The following is a 25895-nucleotide window of genomic DNA, read 5'->3' as shown; positions in this document are numbered from 1 at the left end:
TGGTTCTAATCTAACTTCTGACTTCTGTTTTCCGGCAACCTCAAATACCAGGATAAATGTAAAGATTTATTAAAATATAGTGTAGGATACAACGTTTGTGGCGGGGTGGTGTGTATCCTTTTATATTGGGAAATGTGGTAGAGCGTCCCAACCCTGATCGCAAAAACCGCCACAACCGCCACAAACGACTCCCAACTGTATCTGTCTCTTTTAGAACGCCAAATAACCGTGGAGACTTGCTATGACTGCAACACCTGGTCAAAACACACAATCTTCGTCAGCCACTTGCTTGAAAAAACCAGATTTTCGTAAGGAAACTCGCTTAGGATTAGTGCTTTATGGTGGGGTTTCTCTAGCAGTTTATATGAATGGTGTTTGTCGAGAATTTTATAACGCAACAAGGGGTCGGGGAATTTATAAATTAATTAAAGCACTGACAGATTCAGATATTGTTGTTGATATTGTATCGGGAACTTCAGCGGGAGGAATTAATGGAGTTCTCTTGAGCTATGCAGTTGCTAATAGCTACGAAAAAATTGTAGTTGACTTTAAGGAATTTGGAGATATTTGGCGAGAAAGTGGAGATATAAATAAATTACTGCGTCCGATCAAAAAAGAAAATAATCAAAAAGGTGTTAATTCTCTTTTAAACGGCGAGGGATACTATCAGGAAGAACTTTTTAAAGCTTTTGAAAAAGCTGGAAATAACCAACAATCTGCTCCTGATGGAGAATGGTATTCAGAGTTTAACGAATTAGATTTGTTTATCACTGGCACTGATGTTTTAGGAAGAATCTATAAAACCTTTGACAACACTGGAAAAGTCATCGAAATCAAAGATAATCGTTGCGTTTTTCAGCTTAAATATCGAGAAGATCAAGATTTTGGAGATCCTTTTTCTACGACAGATAAAGATACTCAACAAGCCTTAGCTAAACTCTGTCGAATCACCTCTTGTTTTCCCCTGGCTTTTCCCGTAGTACCTGTCGCAATTAAGTCTGATAATAAGGTAGATAACAAACTACAAGAATGGGGAAAACTTCTGAGAAATCGTATCCTTCCGCAAGAACCTCCAAAAGAGGGATATAAAATCTATTTTGTTGATGGGGGAGTTCTAGATAATCGTCCTTTTAGTTATACCACTGAAGCCATTTATTATCGTACAGCAGATCGTCCCGTCAATCGTCAATTATTTTATCTCGATCCCAATCCGGAAAGCTTTGTTGACAGTACCAAATTTAAAGAAATGGAGCAACCTACTGTTTGGGAAGTCATCACAGGTTCTCTAATCAGTTTACCCAGATATGAAAGTATTGGCAAAGATCTGCAACAAATCAAAGATATTAACAACAAAATTCGCAGCTATAATTTATTGTTAAAGAGTGTTGATGAAGAAGTATCTGAACAAACAACAGAAGCCAAAAATCGTTATTGGAGGTGTCGTTTAGTCGGTTTAAGAGATAGTGTTCTCTCCGTAATTTTTGACAATCAATATTTCTTGGGCAAAGAACAAGAACAGGAAGAACTATTAGAAAAAAGTGCCAGTTTATTGACCGAATTTATTAGTAATTCTGGGGAAATTAAAAAGCGAGAGGAAACTTTAAACTCCCTAGCTCAAGATGTTGAAAATCTAGATCTTCAATATGCTATTAGAAAACATGACTTTCTCTTGTCCCAAATTTCCTCTCTGATGTCTGATGCTATTACCAAAGATACAGATGATATTACCAAATATACAGAGTTAAAAAATTTAGCCAATAAAATCACTTGGCTGCTAGAGCTGCTCAAAGTGATTGATCGGTTTGTCAAAGAAGTGATAAAATCCGAACCTGTTCGCCAAAAATTTTATCAACTCATTACAGAAGAGGAAGAGGACAATAATCAAGAATCTGTAAATTTGAAGCGCAAAAAAATCTATGATTATCTATTAACGTTGTTGCGTCTTATCTTAGATAGTCAAGATTTAGCCGATGTTACCGTAGAAAATCTCAAAGAGCTAGATTTTGACAAAATCAATTTTATCCGGGGACAATTACGGAAGAAGGTTAAAGATGTAGCTCTAGATCAAGATTGGGAAGCATTAACTATAACCAAAGGTGAAACCATCTTAGAAAAAATAGAACAAGCTTCTGGGAAGTTGTTAACTGAACAATCGGAGAATGTAGAACCAGCAATTGGCAAATTTGAGAAATTTCAGCTAATTGATCAAGTAATATATCCCTATCAATATTTGTCCGATGTCCAAAACAACAGTCCAATTAAACTTGTTCGTATTTCTCCCAATGATGCTGATAAAGGATTTGGCAAAGATAAGGGACTTGAAGAAAAATTAGCTGGAGATCAATTTCGTGCTTTTGGAGGCTTTTTTAAGAAATCTTGGCGTTCTAATGATATACTTTGGGGACGGTTAGATGGAGTCAACCGTATTGTTGATGGGTTATTAACTTCAGAATCCTTAAAAGCCTTCTCTGGAGTTGTAAGTCGCCAAATTAAACTAGAACAATTCTCAGGAACTCAGGAAGAGAAAATTCAAGAATATGTCAAGCGACTTGTTGATGAATCTTTTCCCACAGAAACACAAACAGAAAAAGATGAGCTAATTCAAGACTTAATTAAACTTGCTCAACCTAATACAACCCTTGCCAAAGCAAAATTAGAAGAATTCCTAAATAAGCTTGTCAATTTAGGACATAGTGCTATTCTTAAGGAAAATTTAGGGAATGTATTTAAAGACGCAATTTCTGAACAATTGGAATGGAATCAACAAAAAATTGACCCAACTCCTGAGTCAAACTACAAATATGTTGGTGGCTATTTTGACAAAGCAGTAACTCCCTTAGCTGCTGCAAAACTTGCTCAACGTTTCCTGGAAGATTTAAAAGGGAAAGAAAAAGAATACTTCCTGGGTGAATATGGAGTTGGTTCAGAAACAATAGTGAAAGATATACCTTCTAATATTCTCAAAAGTTTAGGCACTCGGTCAGCGATAATTTTGAGTTATATCATAGAATCTAGTAAGACTGGTAAACGACTGCTTAGACTTCAATCTTATCAGCTTCTCAAACAAATTCTGAATATATACTATTTCCTGTCCCAAAGAAGTAGTCCAAGCAGCTATAAAACACAAGCCTCTCCCCTCATCTCTGCCTTGAAATCATTGCTTCTTTTTATTATTGGATTTGGAGTAATAGCCTATCTACTAAATGTATTACCAAGATGGGCTGTGTTGACCATTGCAACCTTAGCATTACTCTGGATAATAAAAAGCTTATTGGGACTATTATTCGGGAGAACCTCTAAATAACCCCTGGAAACTGTGCCAAAGAAAAATCAAGGTCCTGTAGGGGTTGCCATGGGGGAGAGAATCTGGTTTAACAGAGAACTGATTATTTATTCTCCGTTTTGTCTTTTGCCTCTTGCATGAGCGCCTCTCCTCACTTACTCACTTACTCACTTACTATCATTTTTATTATTCGGGAACCGTCCACCAAGCGAGAGCAAAAGCTTGTTCTTTTTCGTTAACTTGTTGACGATATTGAACCCGAATTTTATAGTTTCCAGAGATGGGGACAGGACAAAAAATATGCTCTAAACTATCACTATCACTCAGGGAAGCACAGGTGTATTTAGCATTATTATCCTCCTGAGCAGGTAAAAGATAAACATCTAAATTATTCAGGCCGCGATCCTGGAAACTTTCATCGATATCATAGAGATTATTACGATTAGTATCGATTAATTCTACCAAACGATCCCAAGCTAAAGTTATCGAAACAAAACTATTAGCTTTTAAGGGATTCTCTAGGGCATAATCTTGATAACCATTAGCGGTAACTGTAGCGTAATCCCAACCAATAGCAGGAATAGATTCTGCGGCCGACCATTGACCATTACTAAACTGTTGGTAGGCGCGAAAAGTGTTAAGATGTCCCGTCCCCATCTGCATATCTAAAGGAATTTTCGGATCTTTATAAGCATCGGACTCTAACCAAGTTTTTTGGTCTTTAGTTAAGACTGTCCGTCTCATACCTAACCGTAACCCATCCCCCGTATCTTTAATTTTATCGGCAGCATTAAGCATCACTGCCTTCATCACTTGATGATGACGAGAATCGAGACTCCAATGGGGATTTTTTTGATTAATTTGTTGATCGCCGTATTCTTGTAAAAGTGCCACGGATGCCGTAATATGAGGGGCGGCGAAACTGGTGCCACTAACAGTATTTAATTTACCTTTGAGGTCATAAAGCTCTATTTTATTGCCGGGGGCAACTAAATTAATTGACCGCCGCAAACCATCATTAATTTCCCGTTTAATTAAACTGCGACCAATACCCACCGGCAAAGCACTAATATTAGCAAAATCAACTTTAGTAAATTTTCCTTCTCTTTTGGCTGTATAGGCGGTAGTAATGCCGTTAAAATGATCGGTGGGAATGGGAATTCCTCCCTTACCTTGATTACCTGCAATTACATAAAGAACATCATCAACTCGCGATGACCAATCAACACATTGAGTTAATAAAGCTTGACCATCTAATTTTGGTTCCTGTCGCTGATCTCTTTGCAAAGATTCCCCAAAACTAAAGTTAATTGCTCGCACATCACCGCTATTTTGTCGGGCAATATTTTGACTGGTAAGACATTCTTCCGGTTGTCCACCGCGTCGCAAAGAACCCACCGCCCCCGAATATAATCTCGCTTTTGGGGCCACTCCGGGGATTTTTTTATCATCACTGACCATCACCGTTGCCACCATAGCGGCGTGATTATCTAGATAGGTGTTGGGTTTGGCAATTTGATCGCGAAAAAAAACACCAGCTAATTTATAGGGAGGCTGCCAAGCCGCCACTTTATCATAACCGAACTGAGCCGGTCGTCCGATTTCCACTTGACCGATGGCAATTTTTCGCCCTAATAAATTATAGGGTTCCGCCCGCAGGCGATCGGCATAAATTCCCTGTTCACCGATGGAATTAGAAAGAACTAGGGAAGGAAGCAGAATTATCGTTACTACTAACCCGACGACAAACCAAAACCCTCTTTTCATCATCAGCAATCCTGCGGCAGTAAGGTGATACCGATCCATTCTAAGACAGAAATCTCAGAAAATACCCAAATCTCTTTTTTGGCTAGGTGGGATGGTAATAAAAAGCTACTGCCAAGATTAAATAGGTGGCTAGTAATAGGGTTCCATCTAACCAATTGGAACGACCGGTAAAGCTGATTAAATTAGTGACAACCACCGCTACAATTAAAGCCACCACGTTAAAGGGATTAAAATTTAAATCCATCGGCTGCTGCCAAAATTGACCGATAAAAACTAATAAAGGTGCCACGAATAAAGCCACCAATAAACTATCACCCATAGCCACGGAAACCGTTAAATCCATCTGATTTTTTAGGGCTAATTGAGTGACGGTAACTATTCCAGAAACATCGCTAATTAAAGGAATAAAAATCACCCCGATAAAGAGAGGAGTGAGATTAAATCCTTCCATCACCGATTCCACTACATCAACAAATAAATCCGACTCATAGGCTACAGCTACGGTGGAAGTAAGCAGCACAAGTAACCAAATCCAGACTTGAGCTTTTTCTTCCTCACTAACCTGATTGTCGGGGGTATTTTCATTACTTAATCCCACTTCGTAGAGATAGCTATGGGTTTTCAGGGAAAATAATAAAGTTAACCCGTAAACTATTAATAAAACCGTGGCGGTGACTAGGGAAAGACTGAGAATATCGGCAACTTCCACCACGTTAGAAGTATATATTACCAAAGTTGGTAAAGCGATCGCTATTACTGCTAAAGTCATGGAAGAACCATTTACCCGCGCTAAAATCGGTTTAAATTCCTGCTCTTTGTAGCGAATTCCTCCCGTGAGCATTCCCATGCCCATAAATAATAATAAATCGCTGAGAATACTGCCAGTAATACTGGCTTGTACGATGTCCACCAAGCCTTTTTTTAGGGCAATTAAGGCAATAACTAAAGTGGTAGTATTGCCAAAGATAGCATTAACTAATCCTCCCAAAGTTGGCCCGGTTACTACGGCAACTCTTTCCACAGACGTACTTAACCAAATTGACAGGGGAATGATCGATAAAGCGGCAGTAATAAAAATAGCTTGATCTCCCCAATTAAGACGACTAGCGACCACCGATAGGGGAATAAATAATAGGAAAGCAAAGGAGACAATTTTTCTTAAATTCATGGGTTATTAATGGCAATTTCTCCCACCATTCCCGCTTCGGCATGACCCGGAATAGTACAGATTAATTTATACTTACCAGTTTTGAGAGGAACTATCACCCATTCCGCCTGTGCATTAGGTTTTAATTCTAGTTCGTGAATTGCCCCTTTAATCTCCACTTTTCCCGCTTCAACTTTCTGGGTCCAACTAGCATCAGCGAAGTCTTTAGCGGTAAAATAATGTTTAGTAGGACTGGGATTATCGAGGATTAATTTGTATTTTTGTCCGGCAATAAAGTCTAATTGACTAGGAAAGAATTTTAATTCTCCTTGCCCGGAGCCTAGACTAATTTTAACTTCTAGAGGGGCGGATGCAGCGAAGGCGGGAAAAGTCACTAACCAACAACTAATTAAAACTATTACTACTGCCACAAATTTTTGATAGATATCCTGGACAGGGAAGTAGGGATTAGAATTCATTTTGCTCCTGCAGCTTATAGAGAAAATCTGGCGGCTTTGACGATAATTTTAGAACAAGTGGCGATTCTTAGCGGCTCTCTTCCCTTCCATTCCCTCAAAGTCCCTTGGCCACTGTTCAAACCTCGGGACTTCTAGCCACTGTAATTTAAATCGACAAAATTAATCTAAGCTATCGGGAGAATGGGGATAAAGTTGTTCTGCTTCCGGACAATCTTCCGAGACATTAATATCAGGATTCGTCCGCGACACGGAGGCCAGTTTTCTGCTCACCGCACCGATACTTTCTAAACGCACCATTTCTTCCCAAGAACTAATCTCGTCTTCTTCTTCTGTTTCGTAGCGAATGGTGACGAGATCGCTTTCTAGATCGATAATACGAGCATTATCGATCCATCTTTGCTGATCGCGCAAGAAAATGCAGACTTCCTGACCATCCATACAGAATTGATAAATCTTGCGGTGTAACATAAATTGCTCCTAAACAGCTTCTTTTGTTGAATTCAACTAACGGGAAGTGAAAAAATGCCAATCTCAGCAATAGCTCAAGAATTCCCGTGGGTAACACAAAAAGGAGAAAAATTCCGCTAGTAGTGGCAAGAATGGGAAAGGAAAGTCAGGTTTCCAGTTTGGGACTACGTTCTTCAAAGACATCGATTCGATTAATAGACGGCCTCGGCGATCGGTAAAAAATCGCCCTTATAGAGTCATTGTTACATAAATTTTCACTTCATAACAGTATCTGTGGATGGAATCGGGAAATGGGGAGATAGGGAAATTTCCACTAAAACCTCAACACTTAAACCCCCTAACCCCGATGCTGATTTAAAATAGCCATCATCTTTTCGGCCACCGCTGCTGTTTGTTCAAGCATGGCAAAGTGACCACAATCGGATAACTCAATCACGTTGCCGCCAGTTTCAAACAAGGGATGAAAACTGGCCAGATGGTTAACGTACTTAACTTCCATAATCGTATCCTCTTTCCCCGCCAGAAAATAGACCGGCTGCGGGAGACGGGAGACAATCTGGGGTAAAAGATGAACTTCGCTGATAGTGGTGGTTTCCAAAAGTGACCCCAGGGCCGCTTGGTAATCGGCCCGGACAAAATCAATCACTCGCTGTTTGCCCCATTTTTTACTTAGGGTTTGCTTGACCATCATCCGCGAGAATAAAACATCAATCAAGGGAACACGGGGCAACCAAGGCGGTCTTCTCTCTAAAATCTGTCTTCCGGCTTCCCGAAATCGCTCAAATTCCTCCTTTAGATAGATGCCGCCGCCGGCATTCATACAGATTACCCCTTTAATGCGTTCAGGACAGCTATCCGCGGCCCACAAAGCAACACTACCACCGAGGGAATGACCGACTAACCAAGCAGCATCGAGGTTTAAGCGGTTAAGAAGGGTAATAACGTCTTGGGAGTAGGATTCAAGGTTATAACTGCTAGGAGGACTGTTAGAGGTGATTTTTTGGGAGTCGCCAAAGCCCCGGAGATCATAAACTAGACAGGGATAGTCTGGGGAGAGAATATCTACCAAAGGCTGCCAGTAGTGACGACTCAGCAGCCAACCGTGTATAAAGACTAAAACCGGTTTATCCGCTTGGGGCGAAAATAACTCGTAACTGTGGGATACTCCCGATATGTCGATGGTAGGCATATAATCAATCTCAACCTAAGTTAAACCGTTGATAGGGGTTACTAGGGAAACTTCTAGAGAAAAATCGGTGTATTTAGCCTTGTTTATAGAGCAAAATCAGGGAAGCTTAGGATTTTCCCTGATAGCTGATCAATCAATGCTATAGACAATTTCAAAAGCTTCTACTTTAAGTATAAAACACTGGGGATACCTCCCTAAAATAGGATGACAACCCTAGACCAGGATTTATCTATGAAATGCGATCGCTTTTTAACTCTTTCCCTCGTCTTCAGTCTGGGATTAGTTTTTCCCCCCTCTTTACCCGCTCAAAATCCCCCCGCTACCACCTTTCAACCGGGTCCTTGGCAGCCTGTCGCTAGGGTGAATATGAGTCGTCCTGTGGAGATTAAAATCATCAATCAAACCGATATTGACCTCAATTATGACCTATCGGCCAATATTGATTCCTCTCCCCAATTATTATCTCCTGGTACGGAGACAACCCTAAAAGGTTTCGTAATTCCAGCATATATTCTGATTAATCGGGCTAGTGCCGCCTCGGATCCCGATTCCTCTAGTTTAATCTATGCCGTAGAAGTCAATAAAGATAATTTAGTCACGATTACTGTTACCAAAGTTCCGGGGAGTACCCCCGGTTATACCACCTTTAACCTCAATCAACAGGGTGCTATTTATATTTACTAGCTCTAACTTAGGGCGATCAGACCACAATTATATTATCGCGATCGAGATTTATTTGAGATCGATCGACAATTGTAACGTTTTAGTCAATTAACGGTAATTTCCGCCCCAGGAAAGTTAAATTAATAGGGATATAACTCCCAAATTAAGTAGCTGGTTATAATTAAATTAAAAATGGATTTTAGGTTCGATCCCCCCTAGCCCCCCTTGATAAGGGGGGAAGCCGAAGGCGGGGGGATCCCCCTTGATAAGGGGGGTGACGATCCCCCCTTAGTCCCCCCTTAATAAGGGGGGCATCTGATAATTTTTCAAGCCTACCTACTTAGCCTACAAAAGGTTAAAAAATCTCCTACAAACCTAGCGAGGACAAACATGAATACAATCACTAATTTTTTAGCTAGTGCTATTGTCGGTGGTTGGATTATGACCATGGCAGTTTTTGCTATCCAAAATATCCAACCAGTTTCTTTAAAGTTTCTACAATTTGAGTCAATTAAAGTACCCATCGGCATTTTATTGGCTTTTTCTTTGGGAATGGGATTTTTTATGGCCGCAGTTATTCCCGCTTTTTTCAGAAAGTCGAAAAAATCTCCTCGCAGTCGCTTTTCTCCCCCAGAATCGGGGTTAGACGAGTTTGATTTTTAAATAGGGTCTGCTGAAAAAGTTTTTCCTGGGGGTAGGGTGTGGGGTGTGGGGTGTAGGGTTTTACCGATTTTCAGGGGGTCAATTACCTAATTTTCAGGGAAAAAGTGCCTAAATTTCCCCCCCGATCACCCCAAGGTCTGGCACTTTTTGATGGGAAAAAAGTCTAAAATTCTTATCCAACAAGGTTTTTAGATTTATTCAGCACACCCTAAATAGTCTTTTGACTGGCTAATTTATCGGTTCTCTTAGGGTTTGGTGGGTAAAATGTGTTCTAAGATACAGTCTTGCCAGCGAGCGACTGGAACGAACCACAAAGACACAAAGGACACAAAGATCGATCGGTCTTATATAAGTTAAACTGGTCGCAACGCGCTCGCTACGCGAGATCACACCAAGAACAAGAGAGCCATTTATCGGCAGCATCCCGGGTGTATATTGTAGGAGCTAATTGCATTTTGTACTTTAAACAACATTATAATTTTTGATAGCTGTTCTGACTCTCTCATGAATAGAAGCAAATAAACTTCCTTGCCATAAATAATTAAATTTATTTTCTGTGATTAGATTGAGACAATTTAAAATTCGCTTTTCCCAGTCTTTTTGATTGTAAGTATCTTTTCCCCAAGCTTGATATAATTCTCCCTCACTAATGCCACCTAATTTATGAGATAATCGATTTCTATGATTACGCAATTCTGCAGAACCCCAATCCTTTAGATCGACATTAATAGACAACTCAATTACTCGTTGTTGATTGCGACTGTCTAATAATATGTCAGTTTTATTTGTCCCATTAACAAACAATATGCTCAAATCAGGATACTTAGTTAAGACCGAAGATTTTAAAGATGAATAAGTATATTCAGAATTAACCATATAGTCTTTAAATTCATGTTTTAAACACTCATAAATTAAGCCTTCTACCGCTCGGAAACTATGAAGCATAGCCTCGGTTGTATTTTTTTGTTTTAGTCTAACTACTGCGGTATAAGCTTGTTCGTAGGCCATCCACCAATATTGTTGATGCTGCTCTTTTTGTTGATTATTGAAACTAAAAGAAGCGGACTGAAAAAAATCTTCAAATTGTCCTTGATTCCAGCTTACTCCAGATTTAATTAGAGCATAAGTTTCTTTCCATTTTTGTTTATTTTGTTCATAGTAAGGTTTAACTAAGTTCTGAAGACCAGCATAATCATAGCGTTCTAATAATTGTAGGGCTTGTTGTCGAGTGCGATCCCAAAGATAGTTAGTCCCTAAAAAAGGCCCTGTGTAATCTGAAGAAATGCCCTTTTGATTGTCATGAGGAGTGGGAATAAATTCATAGAATTTAATATCGTTTCCATAAAGACTCAATCCCGAAATTCTCGACGCTTCTGAAGCTTGCCCCACCCCACCTTTTAAGCACAATAAAATGGGTTGATCGGGTTGAGGTTCTATATTTTCTTTCCATACTTGTTGCCACCAACGGAACATTTTCTCGAAGTTAGAAGGGTTTTCATCATTTCTACCTATATAGAGAATATTTACTACCAAATCAGAATTTAATTTATTTAGCCAATACTTAATTAATTCTCCTGAGTAAAGAGTATCTTTTTCTCTTTCTTTTACTGTTTCATTTTGATCAGTTACTACTAAATAAACTTTTTCGAGATCATTGATTTTATCTTCCAAAAGTTTACCCAGAATGACTGGTTTTACTTGATCGCCATAATATTCAATGTTTTCCCAAAGGTATTGGGATATTTCTCGAAAAGATGATTTTTCGGTCAGAGCTAAATCAGACACTACTTCTATCTGTTCTCCGAGAATATCACCTTTCATGCGATCATCGCCAATATTATACCAGTCACCAGTGGTGACTTGAAACATTAAATCTCTGGTTCCGATCGTTGCAACTAAAATTGATTTCATGAGATTATAAAGGGAATATTTGAGCAAAATTTTGAGGACTTGTATTACTTCTTAATTGTTTGATAAACTCTTGACGGGGATTCAGATTAGCACCGAATACAGTAACTATCTGGTAATCTCCTAAATCAGCAATCCACACGGGAGATGGTTTAGCTCCACCACTGACTTTACCACAGAGATTACCATCATATTCTCTTTGACCATTTTTACCGGTAATTTTCAAAGTATCACTGTGAAGAATTGCTAAAGCATGGGGTTTACCTCTTTGTTCATTTCCTGCACAGACAAAAATTTGACAATTACTATCGGCTGCATCAATCCAATTACTTTGAGAAACTTGACCAGCTATCCTTAAATTATTAGAGTTTATATTAGTGCCAGTAACTTGATTTAAAGATTTATAAAAATCTCGCAATCTTTGCTGAAATTGTTGTTTAAACCCCTTCACATTATTGGGCATTGCCCAAAAATCTTCTTCACTGTCAATATAAAATGTAGAACCACGAAACCATGGGGCGCTTTCACGACTTTTGCGAGAATAATTAGGTCTTCTCGCACCTTGACCAATACCACCCATATTAGCTAAAAACCAAGTCAAATATTTAGCTAATTTTTTGACAGCTTCTTGTTTATCTTTTGGAGTTTCGGAAGACAAAGATAAGACTAAAGTTCCCTGCTGTTCACCACAGGGGTCATTTTTACCCTGAGGATTGGGTCGGGGTTCTTTTTGGGTAACTTTACCCTCAAGAATATTCACTTGCAGATAACCGTATTTTTTAGGATTAATACCTCCAAATAATTCAGCTTCAATATTTTGAACTTCGTTAATAGGTAAAACTCCAGATGCAAAAACACGAAACCAGTATCGCATCATCGATTTAAAGGCTGTCGGACGAACTTCTGCAACGGGTGCGCTCCGCATTTGCCATTCATTGCGTCGCTCATTCCATTGGGTAAATCGTTGATAACCATGAATTAATTGACCTTCTAGCTCAAAATCCAATCGATAAAATTCCGATTCTAATCTTGGGCTTTTTCCAGATAAGATCAATTGTCCATAACCTGTATTGACTTGTGAACCTATGCCAAGCTGTAAACCTTTTTTCAGCCATTGTTTTACCTTTTCAAGTATCTTTTCATCTTGACAGTTACTAGCTAGACGTAAACGTAAACCAATTAAAAAAGTTGATTCTTTGAGAGAGAAAAAAGGATTAGGGTTAGGAGAATATTCTAGAGAATCATCTTTCCATGACCAAATATTATTAGCCATGTCCATTTCTAACCCCCCGTTCTTAGAAGGTAAAGGATAGGCATCGAAAAAGACAACTTTACCCGTTTTATTTTTTTCCTCTTTGGCGTTTATATCACCGAAATAGGGGGCGATTTCTTTTTCCGCGTCTTTCCATTCCAGATTATTTTCCGCCATGATTTCTCGGATGGCTTGGTTTCTGGCAACACCCCGCAATGTACTGGATGGAATATAGGGCATTCCGAGGGCATCAAAGGCAGGTAAAAGAATACTTTCCGGTCCACGATGACCACCGACACGAATACGCCAAGTGGATTTGACTTGAAAAGCGATTCCGTCTTTCGCTAACAGTTGGGTACGTTGATTGAGTTGCTCAAGACGCTGAGTATAGTTAGCATTTTCTTGGGCTGTTTGCAGAATTTGGGTTTTAGTCGCATCTTTGTGTGGATAGTCGGCAGCACGCATCCAACGGAGATATTCGACAAAACTGGCTGATTGGTCGGGTTGAGGTTCGTTTTCGGGGTCTAACCACGGTGAGGGTGGAGGAGGATTGTTATTGCCGCCACCGCCGTTATTATTACCGCCGCCACCCCTAGGAGGCTGTCTGGAGGGTTGGTTGTTATTTGTGGGTTTTATAGCTTGATTTTTTAGGGTGGGTTTTTGAGGGCGATTAGGACGTTGTAAGGGGCTATGGGACATAATAATTATAATTTCCTTTCTAGTTCAATGAATTATAAAAACTGTGGTGACAATTTACCTGAGTTAGTCCCCACTTTCCACATCGGAATAGATGGCATTAGCCCAGAAGCTAAATTCTTGGGCGATTTCCAAGCCTAAACCCGTTAGTCCTAGATAATCATCAGTGGAAAGTTTTTTTAATGTGTCTAATCCTTGTGGGTTGGCTATATTCCGGTTGTTCGAGATTTCTTCAAGACACTCAAAGTATATTTTAACAACTTCTCGCTTGCCTTCTTTGTCTTTACTAATAGCAGTTTCTTCGGCTTTTAGGCGCATCATTCCCCAAGTAGAAAGATAGGTATAAAGTTCAATAGCTTGATTTTTTTGTTCTTTGCGGCGACTATTATCAGCAGTGGCTGAGGACAATTTTTGCAAGGCAGTGAATACGGGATTGCTAATCGTTCTAGGGTCGAATGTCATGGTTATTTTGGCTCCAAAAGTTAAAAAATATTACCTGACCAAAGGGCATCAAGAGAGATAACAATATCGGGAAATGCAGCAGCAGATAAGGTTCCTGTACTAAATTTTTCTTGATATTGATAATCAGAATTTATCGGTTGACGGAAAACATAAATCTCTCGATTTTTGATGGCAACTACCCAATATTCTGCAATACCAGCTTGGGCATAGATGTGTTTTTTTTCGGTTAAGTCTTTACTGAGAGTTGAGTCGGAAATTTCGATTAACCAAAAAATTTCATCGGCATAGGGATGATGATCTCGATAGCGAGAACGAGGGGGAAAAACTACAGCGATATCGGGTTCAGGTTCTGAGTTTTCTAAGGTAATGGGTCCAACTTCTCTTACCCATGCTTTATCCTTGAGACGTTGACGGAGAAAGTTGGCTAATCCTTCTCCACTGTCTTTATGTAAAGGGCCTTCTGGACTCATTTCGAGAATATCTCCATTCAGTAATTCTACACGCCGATCGATTAAAATTCCCGCCGCAATCATGCGATGATAATCGACCACTGACCATTTAGCTAAGGCAAGATTAGCTGTCATAAATTACCTCTACCATTGTTGCACAAAACCACGTCCTAAACTTTCCTGTCCGCCGATTTGTAGAATGTCATTATCTGCTAATAACTGTTTAAAATCAGCTTGGGATTGTTGTCTGGTTCCATTAGCTTGAGAGGTAATACCCCAAGGAAAATACATTAAGGTGTCGGGGGGAATAGCTTCTTCATAACGAAATCCTCCATCGACGGATTTATGCTCATCTAATTTAATTTTAACTTGTCTCCATAAACTCATTTGAATTAGAGTCGTGCAATGCTGATCGGGTAATACTAAGACTTTATTAATGCCACTGCTGACAGAGTTTTTGGGAATAAAACTTTGCCAATTTGACCAGTCTTTTAGATCATCGACCTTGAGAATGGCATCCTTGAGATAGACGTTGGTGTTGGCCTTTTTAAAACTACAGCTATATTCGGGGGGAATTGTCAGACTAGGATTAGTTAATCTTGTCCAACGACGAAGAAGTAAAGGAGAAGTGATCCAGACGACACCGTGACTAAGGGAAGGGACGGGCAACCAGAGAATCGAACCATCTCCTATCCAGATGTCTCCCTGTTCCAAGTTTTCTGCACCTTTATCGATTTCATTACCGAATAACTTAAATTTTAGGTTTTCTTCGGTAGCTAAAGAACGGATTTTCCCGCGAATTGTACTGGAGGGAATATAGGGTAAAGTGGTATGGGATTCACGAGCAATACCCACTAGATTCCCCTCTTGAGTGGTTCCTCCGGTATGTAGGGGAGAAAGTAGATAAAAGTGGATTAAGTTCATGATTAATTATTCTCCTTTATAGTTGATCCAAAGTAATTCTGAGTAGCCTAATTTGCCCCTATTCGCTTGTCCAAAAACAGCGATCAAATTTGATCCAAAGTAATTCTGAGTAGCCTAATTTGCGCCAGCGTTGGTGATATTCGGGACTATCGGGCTGCTCTTGAAATAGGCGATCGGGTTGATTTAAATAGTATTGACTACCGGCGGGGGCCGCGAAGACTTGGGGAGCGGGAATGCTAGTATTTTCTTTTGATTGAATGCGGCAACTGATCGGGATAGCTCGATCGGTTGCGACACTGACTAGATTGCCCGGTTTCTGATTACTATTAACAGTATGGGCGAGTTTCCATTCCCAGGGCCAAGAGCGACAAATGGCTTGATTATTATCGTGACGGCGTTCAAAAATACCGGGGGTAACGAGATAAGCGATCGCTTTATTTATTTGTTTAAAGTTCTCCTCGGATTGTTGTTTTAATTCTTGCCATTGTTGACCTAAATTATCGCATTTTTCCAGTATAACTCGGTGTCCTTCTCCTCCTAACCGCAAAGTTGTGGGAGTGGGAATATTAACATCAATTCCGATCGCTATACTCCAACCGGGTAGCATTCGGATCGCTTTTTCCACAAAGTATCCATCGGCATCTTTTACCCGTTTGCTTCCCGGTTTTATGGCGTTATGGGAACGAATTTCTTCTCGCCAGGGTTTATCTTCTCCTTCGTGCTTGACTAACCATTGAGAGGGATCGATCGCTCCTGTTTTTAAATAATCGAGAATAACTTCAAAAGGTAAATACTGACGATATTTACTTTGGTTCTCTTCTTCCGCTTGATTTTCTCGATTTTGGCAATTTTTGTTAGGTTTAGCCTTAGCTAAGGGGGCAGGTTTCGATCGATCCCAAAATATATGCTTTTCTGAAATCGTTAAATTATCACTCCAAGAAATAGGAATTAATGGGTCAGAATTGGCGAATCCTAAAGGACGGGGTAGATATAAAGTATCTCCAGCAAAAGATAGGAATGGACCAGTGATTTTAAAATAACTATTTTTAGAGCGATCTAGTAAAGCACTTAAAGCACCGGCGATCGTGTGACCGTTGGGGGGAAATGTACTTCCGGCCCAGGCTCTTTCTCCGGGGCTAAAGGGTTTGGCATCGCGTAGGAGAAGAACATCTAGGGGAGTGATTGTGTACCAATACATTAAATGGAACCTCCGATCTTAATCTCTCTTTTTCGAGTCATAAAAGCCGCTAGTTTAAGCCAATTGTTGATAGCTTCATTGAGAACTTTTGGTGTGTTTTCTGTAGTTTGCCAAAGGCTATCTAGAAAGTTGGCAAGTTCTTTTTGAATCTTCTCTGTTTGTTTTTCTGATAAGTTCTCCCGACGGCTACAGAAGGCTTTTGTCCAGGGGAAAATCGCTTCTTGTACTGGTGCGGGATGTTGTTCCCAAATTGTCGCAGCTTGTTCAAAGATACTGGCATCTAAATTCAATTCTAAGAGTTTTTGCCATTGATAAAAAACATCAAACTTAGCCGTAGATTTTAGGACGTTACCGTTACCGTAGAGAACGCGCACTTGTACAGCATCTTTTTTGACTTTTTTGCCGTCAAAGCCTTTATAGGCGTGTTCCTTGGCTTTTTTCTCGGCTTCCCAGAGATTTTCTAGGGCGATAGCAAGGGGTACGGAATGATGAGCAATGACAATACCGAAACTGATAGTCGCCCGCTTTCCCATGGTAAATAGGGGACGTTTGGAGAGATTTTCGGGAGTTTTTTCGCCTTTCCATTGCCAATAGTCACCGGCGTTCTTAAATTCCCCATGGGGGTCTTTTTCTCCCTTAAAACATTGCTGGATATCCCATAACCATTTATCCCATTCCCAGAGATTAGTATAGGCGAGAACATCATCACCGCCACCATAGATTAAGCGTCCTGCATAGCGTTGTTCGGTGAGGTAGGGAACGAGTTGATTAGAGAAGTCTAAAAGGGCGCGACTGAGGGCGCTATGGGTAGATGGTCCCATGCGTTTATTGAGGGTGACAAAATCGCCAAAAGCTTTTTGTACTTCTTTTTCTAGGGTATCGGTTTCGGTCGGGGGATGATCGGCGTATTGATGAAGTGACTTAGGGATATATTCTCGATAGGGTTTCATTTTTTGGCCTTTTAACCATTCCCCCATTCCGTCACCATCTCCTGCGGCGATAACATACCAATCAGCCGGGTTATTGTGGGGATAGTTTTGGTCAATTAATTGGCTTAATTGATGGCGATAATTAGCCATTTCTTCATCGGTAATCTCTAGTTCTTCTACTAACCATCCCGCATTGAGAAATCGAGGGTGATAACGTTTATATTCTGGTTCGATGTGATCGTCAATGTAGGGGATTCCCCAGGGTTGGGTAAGTGCCGGGGGAATCTTTTTCCCGTCTTCTCTTAACCTACGCGAGATGGTGCGACAAGCGTGATGAAAATGGTCGAGATCACCGCCTGTTTTGAGATAACCGGCGACTCCCACGGTTAAATCGGGATAAGCGGCATCTAGACGCTCTTGGTCGCTATTTTTTAAGAGTTTTGGCAGGATTAGGTGTAATCCGCGTTTAACGGTTTCGGTGGCGTTGAGTTGTTCGATCCCATCGAATAATCCGGCATTTCGTTGCCAATATTCTTTGCTTGCTTTTTCGCTAATCCAATCGTTGTTACTATCGGGATGGACGACGGGGCCAAGTCCAGAAATGGTGGAACGGGGGCCGAAAGCGGTGGGAATCTGCCAATCGCGGGCATTTTTGACGGCAGCAAGGGCGGAACGGTTTTGATCGAAAGCACTACTCCACCAAGAACCAACATTAGAACTAAAGGGATGTTTTTTCCATTTCTCAAGGCGTAGTTTTCCAGCTTTTTGCAGAAATTCCTGCTCTTTTTCTAAGAATAGAGCTTTTTTATCGTAGAGATTATAAAGTTCGTTTTGTTTATCTCGCCAGCTTTGCGCTTTTTCTGGGTCTTCGGCTTGATTTTCGGCACTATTTTCGTTTTCTTGGTAAATTTCGCTACTGGTGAGGAGTTGGTCTTCTCTACCGATGGGGACTCCCACATAATAGGTTTGCCATTGGGCATTTAACCAACTGTCCCAGGTACGACTATTTTCTTTTAATTTGGGCATCCAGTGACGTTCTCCCAATTCCTCGAAAACTTGCCGACTAATTTCTTTCCATTCTTTTAATAAACTAGATTTAGCGGTTTGCATGGCCGCTGCCACCTTATCTTTGGGCAAGACGAGGATAATAATGTTGGGAAATCCGGCGGTTAGTAATTGTCGATCGCTCGGTGGGTCGATCCAGGGTTTAAAATCGGGATATTTCTCTAGTAACCATCGATCGATTAAGGGTTGTGCGTAGAGAGAGGGATAGATCAAACTATCGGGGCCGTATTGTTGGGCCAGTTGCCAGCAGACTTGAGCAGATAGATAGTGCAGAATCCAAGAACCTGCCCAAAAATCGCGCATTTTGCGGCTGGCTTTGATTAGTTCTTGCACAGGGGAAAAGGTGAAACTAACGAGATAAGCGTGGGATAATTGTTTTCCTGTCGGCCATTTATTGACCACATCCTCGGAGGTGAGATCATATCCCGCTAGGGCCCCGGCGATGGCCGCCGTTAAACTGGCATGACTCCAGATCGATCCGTCCGGTATTCTGGTTTCGGCGGGCATTAAAAGCAGATTTTCGTCATCGAGTAATTTCGTCGCCGCTTGGGGAAGACAGCGCCATAACCACCAAAATAGTTCTTTAGCTTCGTTTTCTGAGATTCCTGTGCGTAATCTGGCGGGAATTTGGTTAAATAGTTGGTTTTCCTGTTCTTTTAAGTAATCTGTGCGGTTAGAAGCGATTTTCTTATGGGTTGTGTCGGCTAATTTGAGATCTAAGGGTTCTCCGGAGAGGAGGTGACGCAATTCTAGACCTGTTTCTCGATCGTAGTTAACGAATTGGGTTAAACTACCGATCGCCGATCGATCGCTGGCTGAGGTGATATAGTCAGCTAGTTTGATTTGTTTGAGAATTTTTTTAGTCGATTCTTCGGGGTTATGTTTTCCCCACAACTTCATTACTTCTAAATCTCTCCAGAAGCTGTTATCACCGCGTCCTGAGTTGCTATGTAGGGCCTTGAAGACGGGATCGTGTAGTAGTCCCCAGATTTTCGCTTGCCAGTATCCTAGGGCCATAAACGCCTCAATTCCTTGCTGACCGATGTTCTCAGTATATCAATATGCCTTAGGAACCTCTAGAGATAACACGATATTTTGAAGATTTTTTCTAAAAAGCTTCAAAAGCTGATCCTGTCTAAGTTTCTGGTGGTATGAATTTTTTACTATGATTATCGTCTGTTGGGGGAGAATATCGATCGACCAACATTTGCGCCGATCGCCGGTGTTTTTCCGCCATTTCTGGGGGAGAGAGAATCTGGGCCTGTTCGAGATAGCGCTGTACCCACCAGAGAAATTCTTCCAGGGAACGGGACGGGAGAGCGATGTGGTAATCGATCGAGTTAAGGATTTTCGTCTGCGGGTCGATCTGGGGATTTGTCAACTGCTGCCGGGGGTGACGTGCTTCTCCCTCCCGGATAAAGTAACTCACAGGATGAAAAAAGCGAACTTTAACGGTAATTAGGGTTAATTGTGCCGCTAATTCCAATTTTTGCGCTGCTAAATCCCCCAAATTCAAGCCCCAGCCATTTTTAATCAGTTTGTGGGCATTATTGAGGCTGTGGCGCTGTTCTTCGAGGGAGCGAGAGGGTTCTGGGAGGATTCGACAATGACCGGCGAAACGATTGAGGCGGCCGATGGCCAGACAGCCATCGGGATAGGTTTCATAGAGGAGATACCAGCCAATGTCACGGTAAATTAACTGGAGGGGATAAATCGGGAAGGGCCCGGTAAATTTCTTTTGATAGGGATCGATCGGTCGGGCGATCTCGATTACCTCTCCCCGGACAATGGCCTGTTCTAGGGTGTCGATTTTCTCGTATAAAGTTTGGCGATATTTTCCCCGTTCCATCATCTCTTCTGGATCGGTATAGTTGATCGGTCGATCGAGTTGTTCCCAGACGGGATAGAGAAAGTCAGCCCGGGAGCCGAGTGTAAACCCTTGAAGACGGCGATCGAGTTGGTGATAGACCTGACGGATTCTCGGATCACCCTGATAGAGGGCCCGGGAGCGGAGTGCATCAAAGGCGATTTTAAGTTCGTCGGGACTCATAACGCCGGTGCCGAGATAATACCCCCAGCGATAGATGTGGCGATCGAGAATTTTGTAATCCCGTAGGGTCGTTATGTCTTTTCTCAGGGTGGCAATGGAGGGATATTCCGCAGGCCAACCGAGGGCGAGGGTGGCGGCGAGTTCTCTCACCCGTTCCTGTACTTCCGTTAATGCGTTGTGATCTTTCCCCGAATGGTAATTTTCCGAGGGATCGAGGGTTTGATAACCGACTCCGGGGTGTCGGACGAGGGTGGCGATCAGGAGCATAAGTCGCTGGAACTCGCGACTATCTCGTTCACGCAGTGTTCTTTCCCTAGGGGATTTGGGGTGCTGAGTCATACAGATGCAATCGGTTCAGTCAAGGGGAAAGCCGATATAAATTTACTTCACTCCGAGGGCTAGAAAATCCGATCAGGACTGGAAAAATTAGCCGCTCGATCGAGGGGTTAAATTATTGGCTTTTTAGGGTATCATCGACTAGCGACGGATAGGGGTGGGAGCAGATAACCTCGGTTTCCGGTAAAATCCCTCGATCTACCACAGGATAAGGGTTTTGTGGTTTATGGGGTTGACGGTGCGACCGTATCTAGCTATAATTAACTTATCCGTCGCAACTGGCTTCCGAACCCCAATCCTGTTCGGACGTTTGCCTACCGGCTCTCTCTACTCGCTAGAGAAATTAATTGAATGGAAACGATTTTAAAGGTTGCGTCAGGAATTTGTACCATTTCAATCATTTCTCTCTACTCGCTAGAGAAATTAATTGAATGGAAACTCATGAATGTCGTCAATGTGCCATTCTACTCCTAATGTCCCCTCTCTACTCGCTAGAGAAATTAATTGAATGGAAACCATAAATTCCCCTCGAAATCAGGACAAAAGTAGATAAAAGACTCTCTACTCGCTAGAGAAATTAATTGAATGGAAACATTCCGCCGCGCTATAGCGATCTGATATTCGTATTCCCTCTCTCTACTCGCTAGAGAAATTAATTGAATGGAAACAGCAAAGAATCCACCTTATCCGAATCTAAATAGCGGAAACTCTCTACTCGCTAGAGAAATTAATTGAATGGAAACATGATCGTAAAATTTACCGACTGCCCTGACAGTGTCTCTCTACTCGCTAGAGAAATTAATTGAATGGAAACTGAATGGGCTGATCAGTGGGGATTGATAAATATTTCTCGGCCAGATTGCTCTGGGAATACTAATAGTGTCTATGGGAATTTGATCAGCAAGGGATTTAAAAAGCTAAAAATATCTTTCACTCCTTACGATCTCCGGCACTCTTGGGCGCGGCGATATTTTGATTTCGGCATGGATGTTACCATGTCCTCTAAAATGCTCGGCCATAGTACGAAAATTCACACAGAAATTTATCGCCATTGGATAGATCGAGATTCTTTTAATCGAATCTACCAGCAACTTATTACTCATCCTGATCGCCCTTTACCACCATGCTAAAAGCTAAATATTGGTTCACTTCTGTTTTATTATCAATTATTCTTAATTTAATGTCTTTTATCGCTTACTACATAAGCCAAGCTTTAATGGTAGTATTCGATCCATCTAAAGAATGGATTTTATATTATTTTTCCTCTTTAATCGCGACTTTATTTGTAAATTTTACAATACTCTGTTATTTTCACCTTTGGCTAAGAGAGAGAAAAATTAAAATAAATCTTGATTGGCAAAGCGTGAAAAGTGCTTTATTGACCACTTTAATACTTTTTATCTATTACAATACAATCATTTTAATTAATTTTTATTCTAAATATTTTATAAATGTAGATATTATGGCGATGTATCATCGCTTAACACCGATCATGATTATCTATTTTCTTGTTTTTTTTAGCTTTTTCTATTTTCTTTTTGACAATTTTAAATTAACCAGAAAATAAAACAGCAGAGGCAAATTACATGATTAAAAGAGTGCAACAATTTTTAGACTCTGGCGATAGTGATAGAGCTAGAGAAGAAATTGATAAAGTTTTCGGCAATCCGAGAAGGATGAATAGTTACGCCAAAGAATTTGCCGCTCTGTTGGCACTGGGATCGATCAACTCTCTACTCGCTAGAGAAATTAATTGAATGGAAACCCGCTTTAAATTTTGGATTGAAATTTTGTGTTTATCTCTCTACTTGCGCTTAGACATTAGCTGAATCTCCCCCAATCCCTTTCCTGTTGACCCTTGCAAAAGTGCCTCATCTCAACAGACGATTTAAATGCGCGGGCAGCTTATTCTATATGGTAATGTTTAATTGTATTCCCACAAAAGTTGCTTATGTCCTTACCTGAACTCCCTCTTCATCTTCAATTAACCCAAATGGTTTCGGGTTACTGGCTATCTCAGGCCATCTATGCTGCGGCTAAATTAAGTCTAGCCGAGCATTTAAGCAAAGGAACGAAATCCTGTCAAGAATTGGCCTCCCTAACTGAGACTAATCCTGCTGCTTTATACCGACTGATGAGAGCATTAGCTAGTGTGGGAATTTTTCAAGAAACTGAATCTCAACAGTTTATACTAACTCCCTTAGCCGAACATTTATCTAGTGACCATCCCCGGTCAGTAAAAGCGACAGCGATTATGTTAGGAGAAGCCCCCCATTATCAAGCCTGGGGAAATGTGTTACATAGTATTAAAACGGGACAACCATCCTTTGATGATGTCTTTGGGATGGGAGTCTTTGAATATTTTCAAACTCATCCGCTAGATGCCGAGATTTTTGAACAGTCGATGAATAGTTTTTCTTTTTCGGAGGAGAAGGCTATTTTAGCTGTGTATAATTTCTCGGAATTTCAAACCCTAGTAGATGTAGGTGGGGGATACGGTGAGATGTTGGGGACAATCTTAGAGCAATATCCCCACCTCAAAGGGATTCTTTTTGATGAAGAATATGTAATTTCCCATTGTCAACCGACTTTAGAAAAACACGGGATTCTCCATCGTTGTCAAACCGTTGGCGGTAATTTTTTTGAATCCGTACCATCGGGAGGAGATGGCTATTTATTAAAACATATTATTCATGATTGGGATGATCGACGAGCGATTGCTATTTTGAAAAACTGTTGTCAAGCTTTAGATAGCGATGGGAAAGTTTTGGTCTTGGAAATGGTTGTTCCTGCGGGTAATAATCCTTCGGCCGCTAAAATGTTAGACCTAAATATGTTAGTTATGTGTCCGGGAGGTAAGGAAAGAACCGCAGAGGAATTTGAGGAATTGTTGAGTCAAGCGGGATTAAAATTAAATCGAATTATTCCAACTCAAGAGGATATTTGTATTATTGAATGCGTTAAAAAATAATAGAATAGAAAAAGGGTTTCTTCAAAAAACCCTTTTTCTATTGTTTAGATATAAGTAGCCCAAGATTTTGCCCAGGCGAGAATTTCATGAACTCGATCGAGGGTTGAAGATTCACAGTAGAGACGCAAAACCGGTTCTGTACCACTAAAGCGAATTAACAACCAACTGCCATCTTCTAAACGGAATTTATAACCGTCTATAGGATTACAATCAGTCACTTGTTTACCGGCAATTTCCCTTAAGGGTTCCTGATCCAAAGCAGTAATTAACTGATCGCGAGCTTCCATATTAGCTAGGGGTAAATCAATGCGATCATACTGAGAATAAAAACCAGTTTTATCCTGTAATTGCGCGTAAAGATCGCTTAAATCTTGGCCCGATTCTACCACTGCTTCCAAAACGTATAAAGCTGATAATAAAGCATCCCGTTCGGGAATGTGAGTACCATAACCGACACCTCCCGACTCTTCCCCACCAATTAACACAGGAGTGGTCAACATTCGATCGGCGATATACTTATAACCGATCGGGGTTTCAAAGACCGATAAACCGTATAAACTGGCTAATTTGGGGATTAAATCGGAACCGCTCACCGTTTTCACAATTTCCCCTCTCATTCCCTTTTTGCCGGCTAAATGCTCGATTAAAATCGGGATGAGATTTTGGGTGCTTAAAAAATTCCCCTGACCATCGATCGCCGCCACTCGATCGCTATCCCCATCGAAGACCAAACCTACTCGCAAAGGGGCTAAATTTGCGCTGTGAGCCAGTTTATCGATGATTTCCGTCAAATTTCTCGGTAAAGGTTCCGGAGAGCCGCCACCGAACAAAGGATCGCGATTGCCGCGTAATTCCGTGATCCCCACCCCCAAAAGACGCTCTAAACCGGTAGCCGCCGCACCGTGCATGACATCGGAATAAACTTTTAGTTGTCCCGATTCGATCGCTTCAGCAATAGCGGCAATATTAACTTTTTGGCGTAAACCCTGACAATAACCTGACCAGGGTTCAAAAGTGCTTAATTTACCTGCATTGGCCTTAAATTGTGGCGGATTAGACAATAAAGCTTCAATTTGTTGGGTAATTTCCGGCGAGACAGAACCACCAAAATAACCTTTAACCTTCAAACCGAGATATTTAGCTGGGTTATGACTGGCGGTTAACACGATCGCACCGAGAGCATTTTCTGAGCGAGCTGCCCAACTAAAAGCGGGAGTGGGAGCGTAGGATTGGGAGAGAAGCACATCAAAACCTGCTTTTTGCAGCGATTCCGCCGCAGTTTGAGCAAAATCCTCCGCCATAAACCGCCGATCATAGCCGACGATCATCGTCCGCGAACCCGTGATCTGACCATAATTATCGGCTAAAACCTGAGCCGCCAAGGGAGCGAGCAGAGCAACTCGATCGAAAGTAAAATCGGCGGCGATAATCCCGCGCCAGCCATCGGTTCCAAATTTAATCGGGTTCACGGTGGTCATGATTTACCCCTAAATATCCATTTTTTCAATACTGTAACCCGCTCCGTACTCTCTGGACACTCATTTTTCCCGATCATCGGTTTTTGCCGCCGGATCGAGCGCACCGGCTTCACTGATTAATAATTTTTCCATTAACATTTGTAACTTCATCCGTTCTATATAGGGCCATCCCCCGGTTTCCTCGATATCCCGGAGTAATCCGTATAAATCCTTACGCGTATTGGGTAAAGATGGCTCGAACATCTGCTCGCGAATTTGCCGATGTAAATTTTCTAAAGTTCGCAGCAACCTTAACAAACCGTTACAATCTCCCTGCTGTTCTTCGGCGATCGCTGTCACTGTCGTTACAAGGGAATGTAGTTGGCTATCTAATTGGCTATTATCTCTAGGTAATCGGCTATTCATCGGAATTTCTGCATCTGAAAACAGTCACACCAATCATATCAGTCATCAGCTATCAGTTACTTAGAGCCTCCTGACTTGAAAGAGGGTGTGGGGAAGTGGGGTGTGGGGTGTGG

The 25895-nt window shown here is 41.3% G+C and carries 21 protein-coding genes and 1 CRISPR repeat array; of the genes, 6 read left to right on the top strand and 15 right to left on the bottom strand.

What is annotated here, in order from left to right:
* Positions 1 to 241 precede the first annotated feature (241 nt).
* Entirely contained in the window at positions 242 to 3304 is a 3063-nt protein-coding gene (locus tag PN470_RS18630) for a patatin-like protein (RefSeq protein ID WP_272104926.1), read from the top strand.
* A gap of 165 nt (positions 3305 to 3469) precedes the next feature.
* Here PN470_RS18630 and PN470_RS18625 read toward each other — a convergent pair whose 3' ends face one another.
* The 5 genes from PN470_RS18625 to PN470_RS18605 all read right to left on the bottom strand — a co-directional run bounded on the left by PN470_RS18625 (position 3470) and on the right by PN470_RS18605 (position 8333).
* The gene (locus tag PN470_RS18625; protein ID WP_271935930.1) at positions 3470 to 5089 is read right to left on the bottom strand and encodes a S8 family serine peptidase; all 1620 of its coding nucleotides are present in this window, start codon (positions 5087 to 5089) and stop codon (positions 3470 to 3472) included.
* Positions 5090 to 5132: 43 nt separating this feature from the next.
* Positions 5133 to 6218, bottom strand: coding sequence for a calcium/proton exchanger (cax, locus tag PN470_RS18620; protein ID WP_002735957.1), 1086 nt, complete (start codon positions 6216 to 6218; stop codon positions 5133 to 5135).
* Complete coding sequence (locus PN470_RS18615; RefSeq protein ID WP_002735338.1) at positions 6215 to 6676, bottom strand: cupredoxin domain-containing protein; 462 nt, start codon at positions 6674 to 6676, stop codon at positions 6215 to 6217. Before PN470_RS18615 ends, cax begins: the two co-directional genes overlap by 4 nt.
* Positions 6677 to 6835: 159 nt before the next feature.
* Positions 6836 to 7144, bottom strand: coding sequence for a DUF6679 family protein (locus PN470_RS18610; protein ID WP_002735547.1), 309 nt, complete (start codon positions 7142 to 7144; stop codon positions 6836 to 6838).
* A 337-nt stretch (positions 7145 to 7481) separates the two neighbouring features.
* Complete coding sequence (locus PN470_RS18605; protein WP_002736085.1) at positions 7482 to 8333, bottom strand: alpha/beta fold hydrolase; 852 nt, start codon at positions 8331 to 8333, stop codon at positions 7482 to 7484.
* Between the two features lie 231 nt (positions 8334 to 8564).
* Here PN470_RS18605 and PN470_RS18600 point away from each other — a divergent pair, with 231 nt between their 5' ends.
* On the top strand, positions 8565 to 9017 hold the full coding sequence (locus PN470_RS18600; RefSeq protein WP_334310457.1) for a hypothetical protein: 453 nt from the start codon (positions 8565 to 8567) through the stop codon (positions 9015 to 9017).
* Between the two features lie 369 nt (positions 9018 to 9386).
* The gene (locus tag PN470_RS18595; protein WP_002751442.1) at positions 9387 to 9659 is read left to right on the top strand and encodes a lipopolysaccharide assembly protein LapA domain-containing protein; all 273 of its coding nucleotides are present in this window, start codon (positions 9387 to 9389) and stop codon (positions 9657 to 9659) included.
* 462 nt (positions 9660 to 10121) lie between these two features.
* Here PN470_RS18595 and PN470_RS18590 read toward each other — a convergent pair whose 3' ends face one another.
* From PN470_RS18590 to PN470_RS18555, 8 genes are all read right to left on the bottom strand, one after another.
* Positions 10122 to 11570, bottom strand: coding sequence for a hypothetical protein (locus PN470_RS18590; protein ID WP_103112713.1), 1449 nt, complete (start codon positions 11568 to 11570; stop codon positions 10122 to 10124).
* Positions 11571 to 11574: 4 nt separating this feature from the next.
* Positions 11575 to 13518, bottom strand: coding sequence for a type III-B CRISPR module RAMP protein Cmr6 (cmr6, locus tag PN470_RS18585; protein ID WP_271935928.1), 1944 nt, complete (start codon positions 13516 to 13518; stop codon positions 11575 to 11577).
* 63 nt (positions 13519 to 13581) lie between these two features.
* Positions 13582 to 13977 (bottom strand): hypothetical protein, encoded by a 396-nt coding sequence (locus PN470_RS18580; RefSeq protein ID WP_016515600.1) that lies wholly within the window; start codon positions 13975 to 13977, stop codon positions 13582 to 13584.
* 20 nt (positions 13978 to 13997) lie between these two features.
* Positions 13998 to 14561: a Uma2 family endonuclease gene (locus tag PN470_RS18575; protein WP_002751434.1), complete on the bottom strand. Its 564-nt coding sequence runs from the start codon at positions 14559 to 14561 to the stop codon at positions 13998 to 14000.
* A gap of 9 nt (positions 14562 to 14570) precedes the next feature.
* Complete coding sequence (gene cmr4, locus PN470_RS18570; protein ID WP_002737749.1) at positions 14571 to 15350, bottom strand: type III-B CRISPR module RAMP protein Cmr4; 780 nt, start codon at positions 15348 to 15350, stop codon at positions 14571 to 14573.
* Between the two features lie 58 nt (positions 15351 to 15408).
* Positions 15409 to 16548, bottom strand: coding sequence for a type III-B CRISPR module-associated Cmr3 family protein (locus PN470_RS18565; RefSeq protein WP_272104925.1), 1140 nt, complete (start codon positions 16546 to 16548; stop codon positions 15409 to 15411).
* A complete protein-coding gene (gene cas10, locus PN470_RS18560) occupies positions 16548 to 19559 on the bottom strand; it encodes a type III-B CRISPR-associated protein Cas10/Cmr2 (protein ID WP_272104924.1) in 3012 nt (1003 codons plus the stop codon). The genes PN470_RS18565 and cas10 overlap by 1 nt, the downstream gene beginning before the upstream one ends.
* Positions 19560 to 19677: 118 nt before the next feature.
* On the bottom strand, positions 19678 to 20931 hold the full coding sequence (locus tag PN470_RS18555) for a helix-turn-helix transcriptional regulator (RefSeq protein WP_016515604.1): 1254 nt from the start codon (positions 20929 to 20931) through the stop codon (positions 19678 to 19680).
* A 320-nt stretch (positions 20932 to 21251) separates the two neighbouring features.
* A CRISPR array of direct repeats spans positions 21252 to 21742; the repeat unit is 36 nt; unit sequence CTCTCTACTCGCTAGAGAAATTAATTGAATGGAAAC.
* A 22-nt stretch (positions 21743 to 21764) separates the two neighbouring features.
* Between PN470_RS18555 and PN470_RS22420 the strand changes: the two genes are divergently transcribed.
* The 3 genes from PN470_RS22420 to PN470_RS18545 all read left to right on the top strand — a co-directional run bounded on the left by PN470_RS22420 (position 21765) and on the right by PN470_RS18545 (position 23899).
* Positions 21765 to 22058, top strand: coding sequence for a tyrosine-type recombinase/integrase (locus PN470_RS22420; protein ID WP_442930037.1), 294 nt, complete (start codon positions 21765 to 21767; stop codon positions 22056 to 22058).
* Between the two features lie 456 nt (positions 22059 to 22514).
* Positions 22515 to 22685 (top strand): hypothetical protein, encoded by a 171-nt coding sequence (locus PN470_RS18550; protein ID WP_162205050.1) that lies wholly within the window; start codon positions 22515 to 22517, stop codon positions 22683 to 22685.
* Between the two features lie 194 nt (positions 22686 to 22879).
* Complete coding sequence (locus tag PN470_RS18545) at positions 22880 to 23899, top strand: methyltransferase (RefSeq protein WP_272104923.1); 1020 nt, start codon at positions 22880 to 22882, stop codon at positions 23897 to 23899.
* Between the two features lie 44 nt (positions 23900 to 23943).
* On the opposite strand, the gene PN470_RS18540 is transcribed toward PN470_RS18545, so the two are convergent.
* Together PN470_RS18540 and PN470_RS18535 are read right to left on the bottom strand one after the other, a co-directional pair.
* Positions 23944 to 25377, bottom strand: coding sequence for a phosphoglucomutase/phosphomannomutase family protein (locus tag PN470_RS18540; RefSeq protein ID WP_272104922.1), 1434 nt, complete (start codon positions 25375 to 25377; stop codon positions 23944 to 23946).
* 60 nt (positions 25378 to 25437) lie between these two features.
* Positions 25438 to 25782, bottom strand: coding sequence for a hypothetical protein (locus PN470_RS18535; protein WP_271935925.1), 345 nt, complete (start codon positions 25780 to 25782; stop codon positions 25438 to 25440).
* Positions 25783 to 25895 lie beyond the last annotated feature (113 nt).

The sequence above is a fragment of the Microcystis sp. CS-574 genome (assembly GCF_028329095.1).
Classification (GTDB): domain Bacteria; phylum Cyanobacteriota; class Cyanobacteriia; order Cyanobacteriales; family Microcystaceae; genus Microcystis; species Microcystis ichthyoblabe_A.
The sequence above is the reverse complement of the archived record's forward strand: the minus strand, read 5'-3'. Positions and strand labels throughout refer to the sequence as shown.

Excerpts from the sequence above, each read along its gene's own strand:
- PN470_RS18630 (WP_272104926.1), top strand. The coding sequence starts at position 242 with ATGACTGCAACACCTGGTCAAAACACACAATCTTCGTCAGCCACTTGC.
- PN470_RS18625 (WP_271935930.1), bottom strand. The coding sequence starts at position 5,089 with ATGGATCGGTATCACCTTACTGCCGCAGGATTGCTGATGATGAAAAGA.
- cax (WP_002735957.1), bottom strand. The coding sequence starts at position 6,218 with ATGAATTTAAGAAAAATTGTCTCCTTTGCTTTCCTATTATTTATTCCC.
- PN470_RS18615 (WP_002735338.1), bottom strand. The coding sequence starts at position 6,676 with ATGAATTCTAATCCCTACTTCCCTGTCCAGGATATCTATCAAAAATTT.
- PN470_RS18610 (WP_002735547.1), bottom strand. The coding sequence starts at position 7,144 with ATGTTACACCGCAAGATTTATCAATTCTGTATGGATGGTCAGGAAGTC.
- PN470_RS18605 (WP_002736085.1), bottom strand. The coding sequence starts at position 8,333 with ATGCCTACCATCGACATATCGGGAGTATCCCACAGTTACGAGTTATTT.
- PN470_RS18600 (WP_334310457.1), top strand. The coding sequence starts at position 8,565 with ATGAAATGCGATCGCTTTTTAACTCTTTCCCTCGTCTTCAGTCTGGGA.
- PN470_RS18595 (WP_002751442.1), top strand. The coding sequence starts at position 9,387 with ATGAATACAATCACTAATTTTTTAGCTAGTGCTATTGTCGGTGGTTGG.
- PN470_RS18590 (WP_103112713.1), bottom strand. The coding sequence starts at position 11,570 with ATGAAATCAATTTTAGTTGCAACGATCGGAACCAGAGATTTAATGTTT.
- cmr6 (WP_271935928.1), bottom strand. The coding sequence starts at position 13,518 with ATGTCCCATAGCCCCTTACAACGTCCTAATCGCCCTCAAAAACCCACC.
- PN470_RS18580 (WP_016515600.1), bottom strand. The coding sequence starts at position 13,977 with ATGACATTCGACCCTAGAACGATTAGCAATCCCGTATTCACTGCCTTG.
- PN470_RS18575 (WP_002751434.1), bottom strand. The coding sequence starts at position 14,561 with ATGACAGCTAATCTTGCCTTAGCTAAATGGTCAGTGGTCGATTATCAT.
- cmr4 (WP_002737749.1), bottom strand. The coding sequence starts at position 15,350 with ATGAACTTAATCCACTTTTATCTACTTTCTCCCCTACATACCGGAGGA.
- PN470_RS18565 (WP_272104925.1), bottom strand. The coding sequence starts at position 16,548 with ATGTATTGGTACACAATCACTCCCCTAGATGTTCTTCTCCTACGCGAT.
- cas10 (WP_272104924.1), bottom strand. The coding sequence starts at position 19,559 with ATGGCCCTAGGATACTGGCAAGCGAAAATCTGGGGACTACTACACGAT.
- PN470_RS18555 (WP_016515604.1), bottom strand. The coding sequence starts at position 20,931 with ATGACTCAGCACCCCAAATCCCCTAGGGAAAGAACACTGCGTGAACGA.
- PN470_RS18550 (WP_162205050.1), top strand. The coding sequence starts at position 22,515 with ATGATTAAAAGAGTGCAACAATTTTTAGACTCTGGCGATAGTGATAGA.
- PN470_RS18545 (WP_272104923.1), top strand. The coding sequence starts at position 22,880 with ATGTCCTTACCTGAACTCCCTCTTCATCTTCAATTAACCCAAATGGTT.
- PN470_RS18540 (WP_272104922.1), bottom strand. The coding sequence starts at position 25,377 with ATGACCACCGTGAACCCGATTAAATTTGGAACCGATGGCTGGCGCGGG.
- PN470_RS18535 (WP_271935925.1), bottom strand. The coding sequence starts at position 25,782 with ATGAATAGCCGATTACCTAGAGATAATAGCCAATTAGATAGCCAACTA.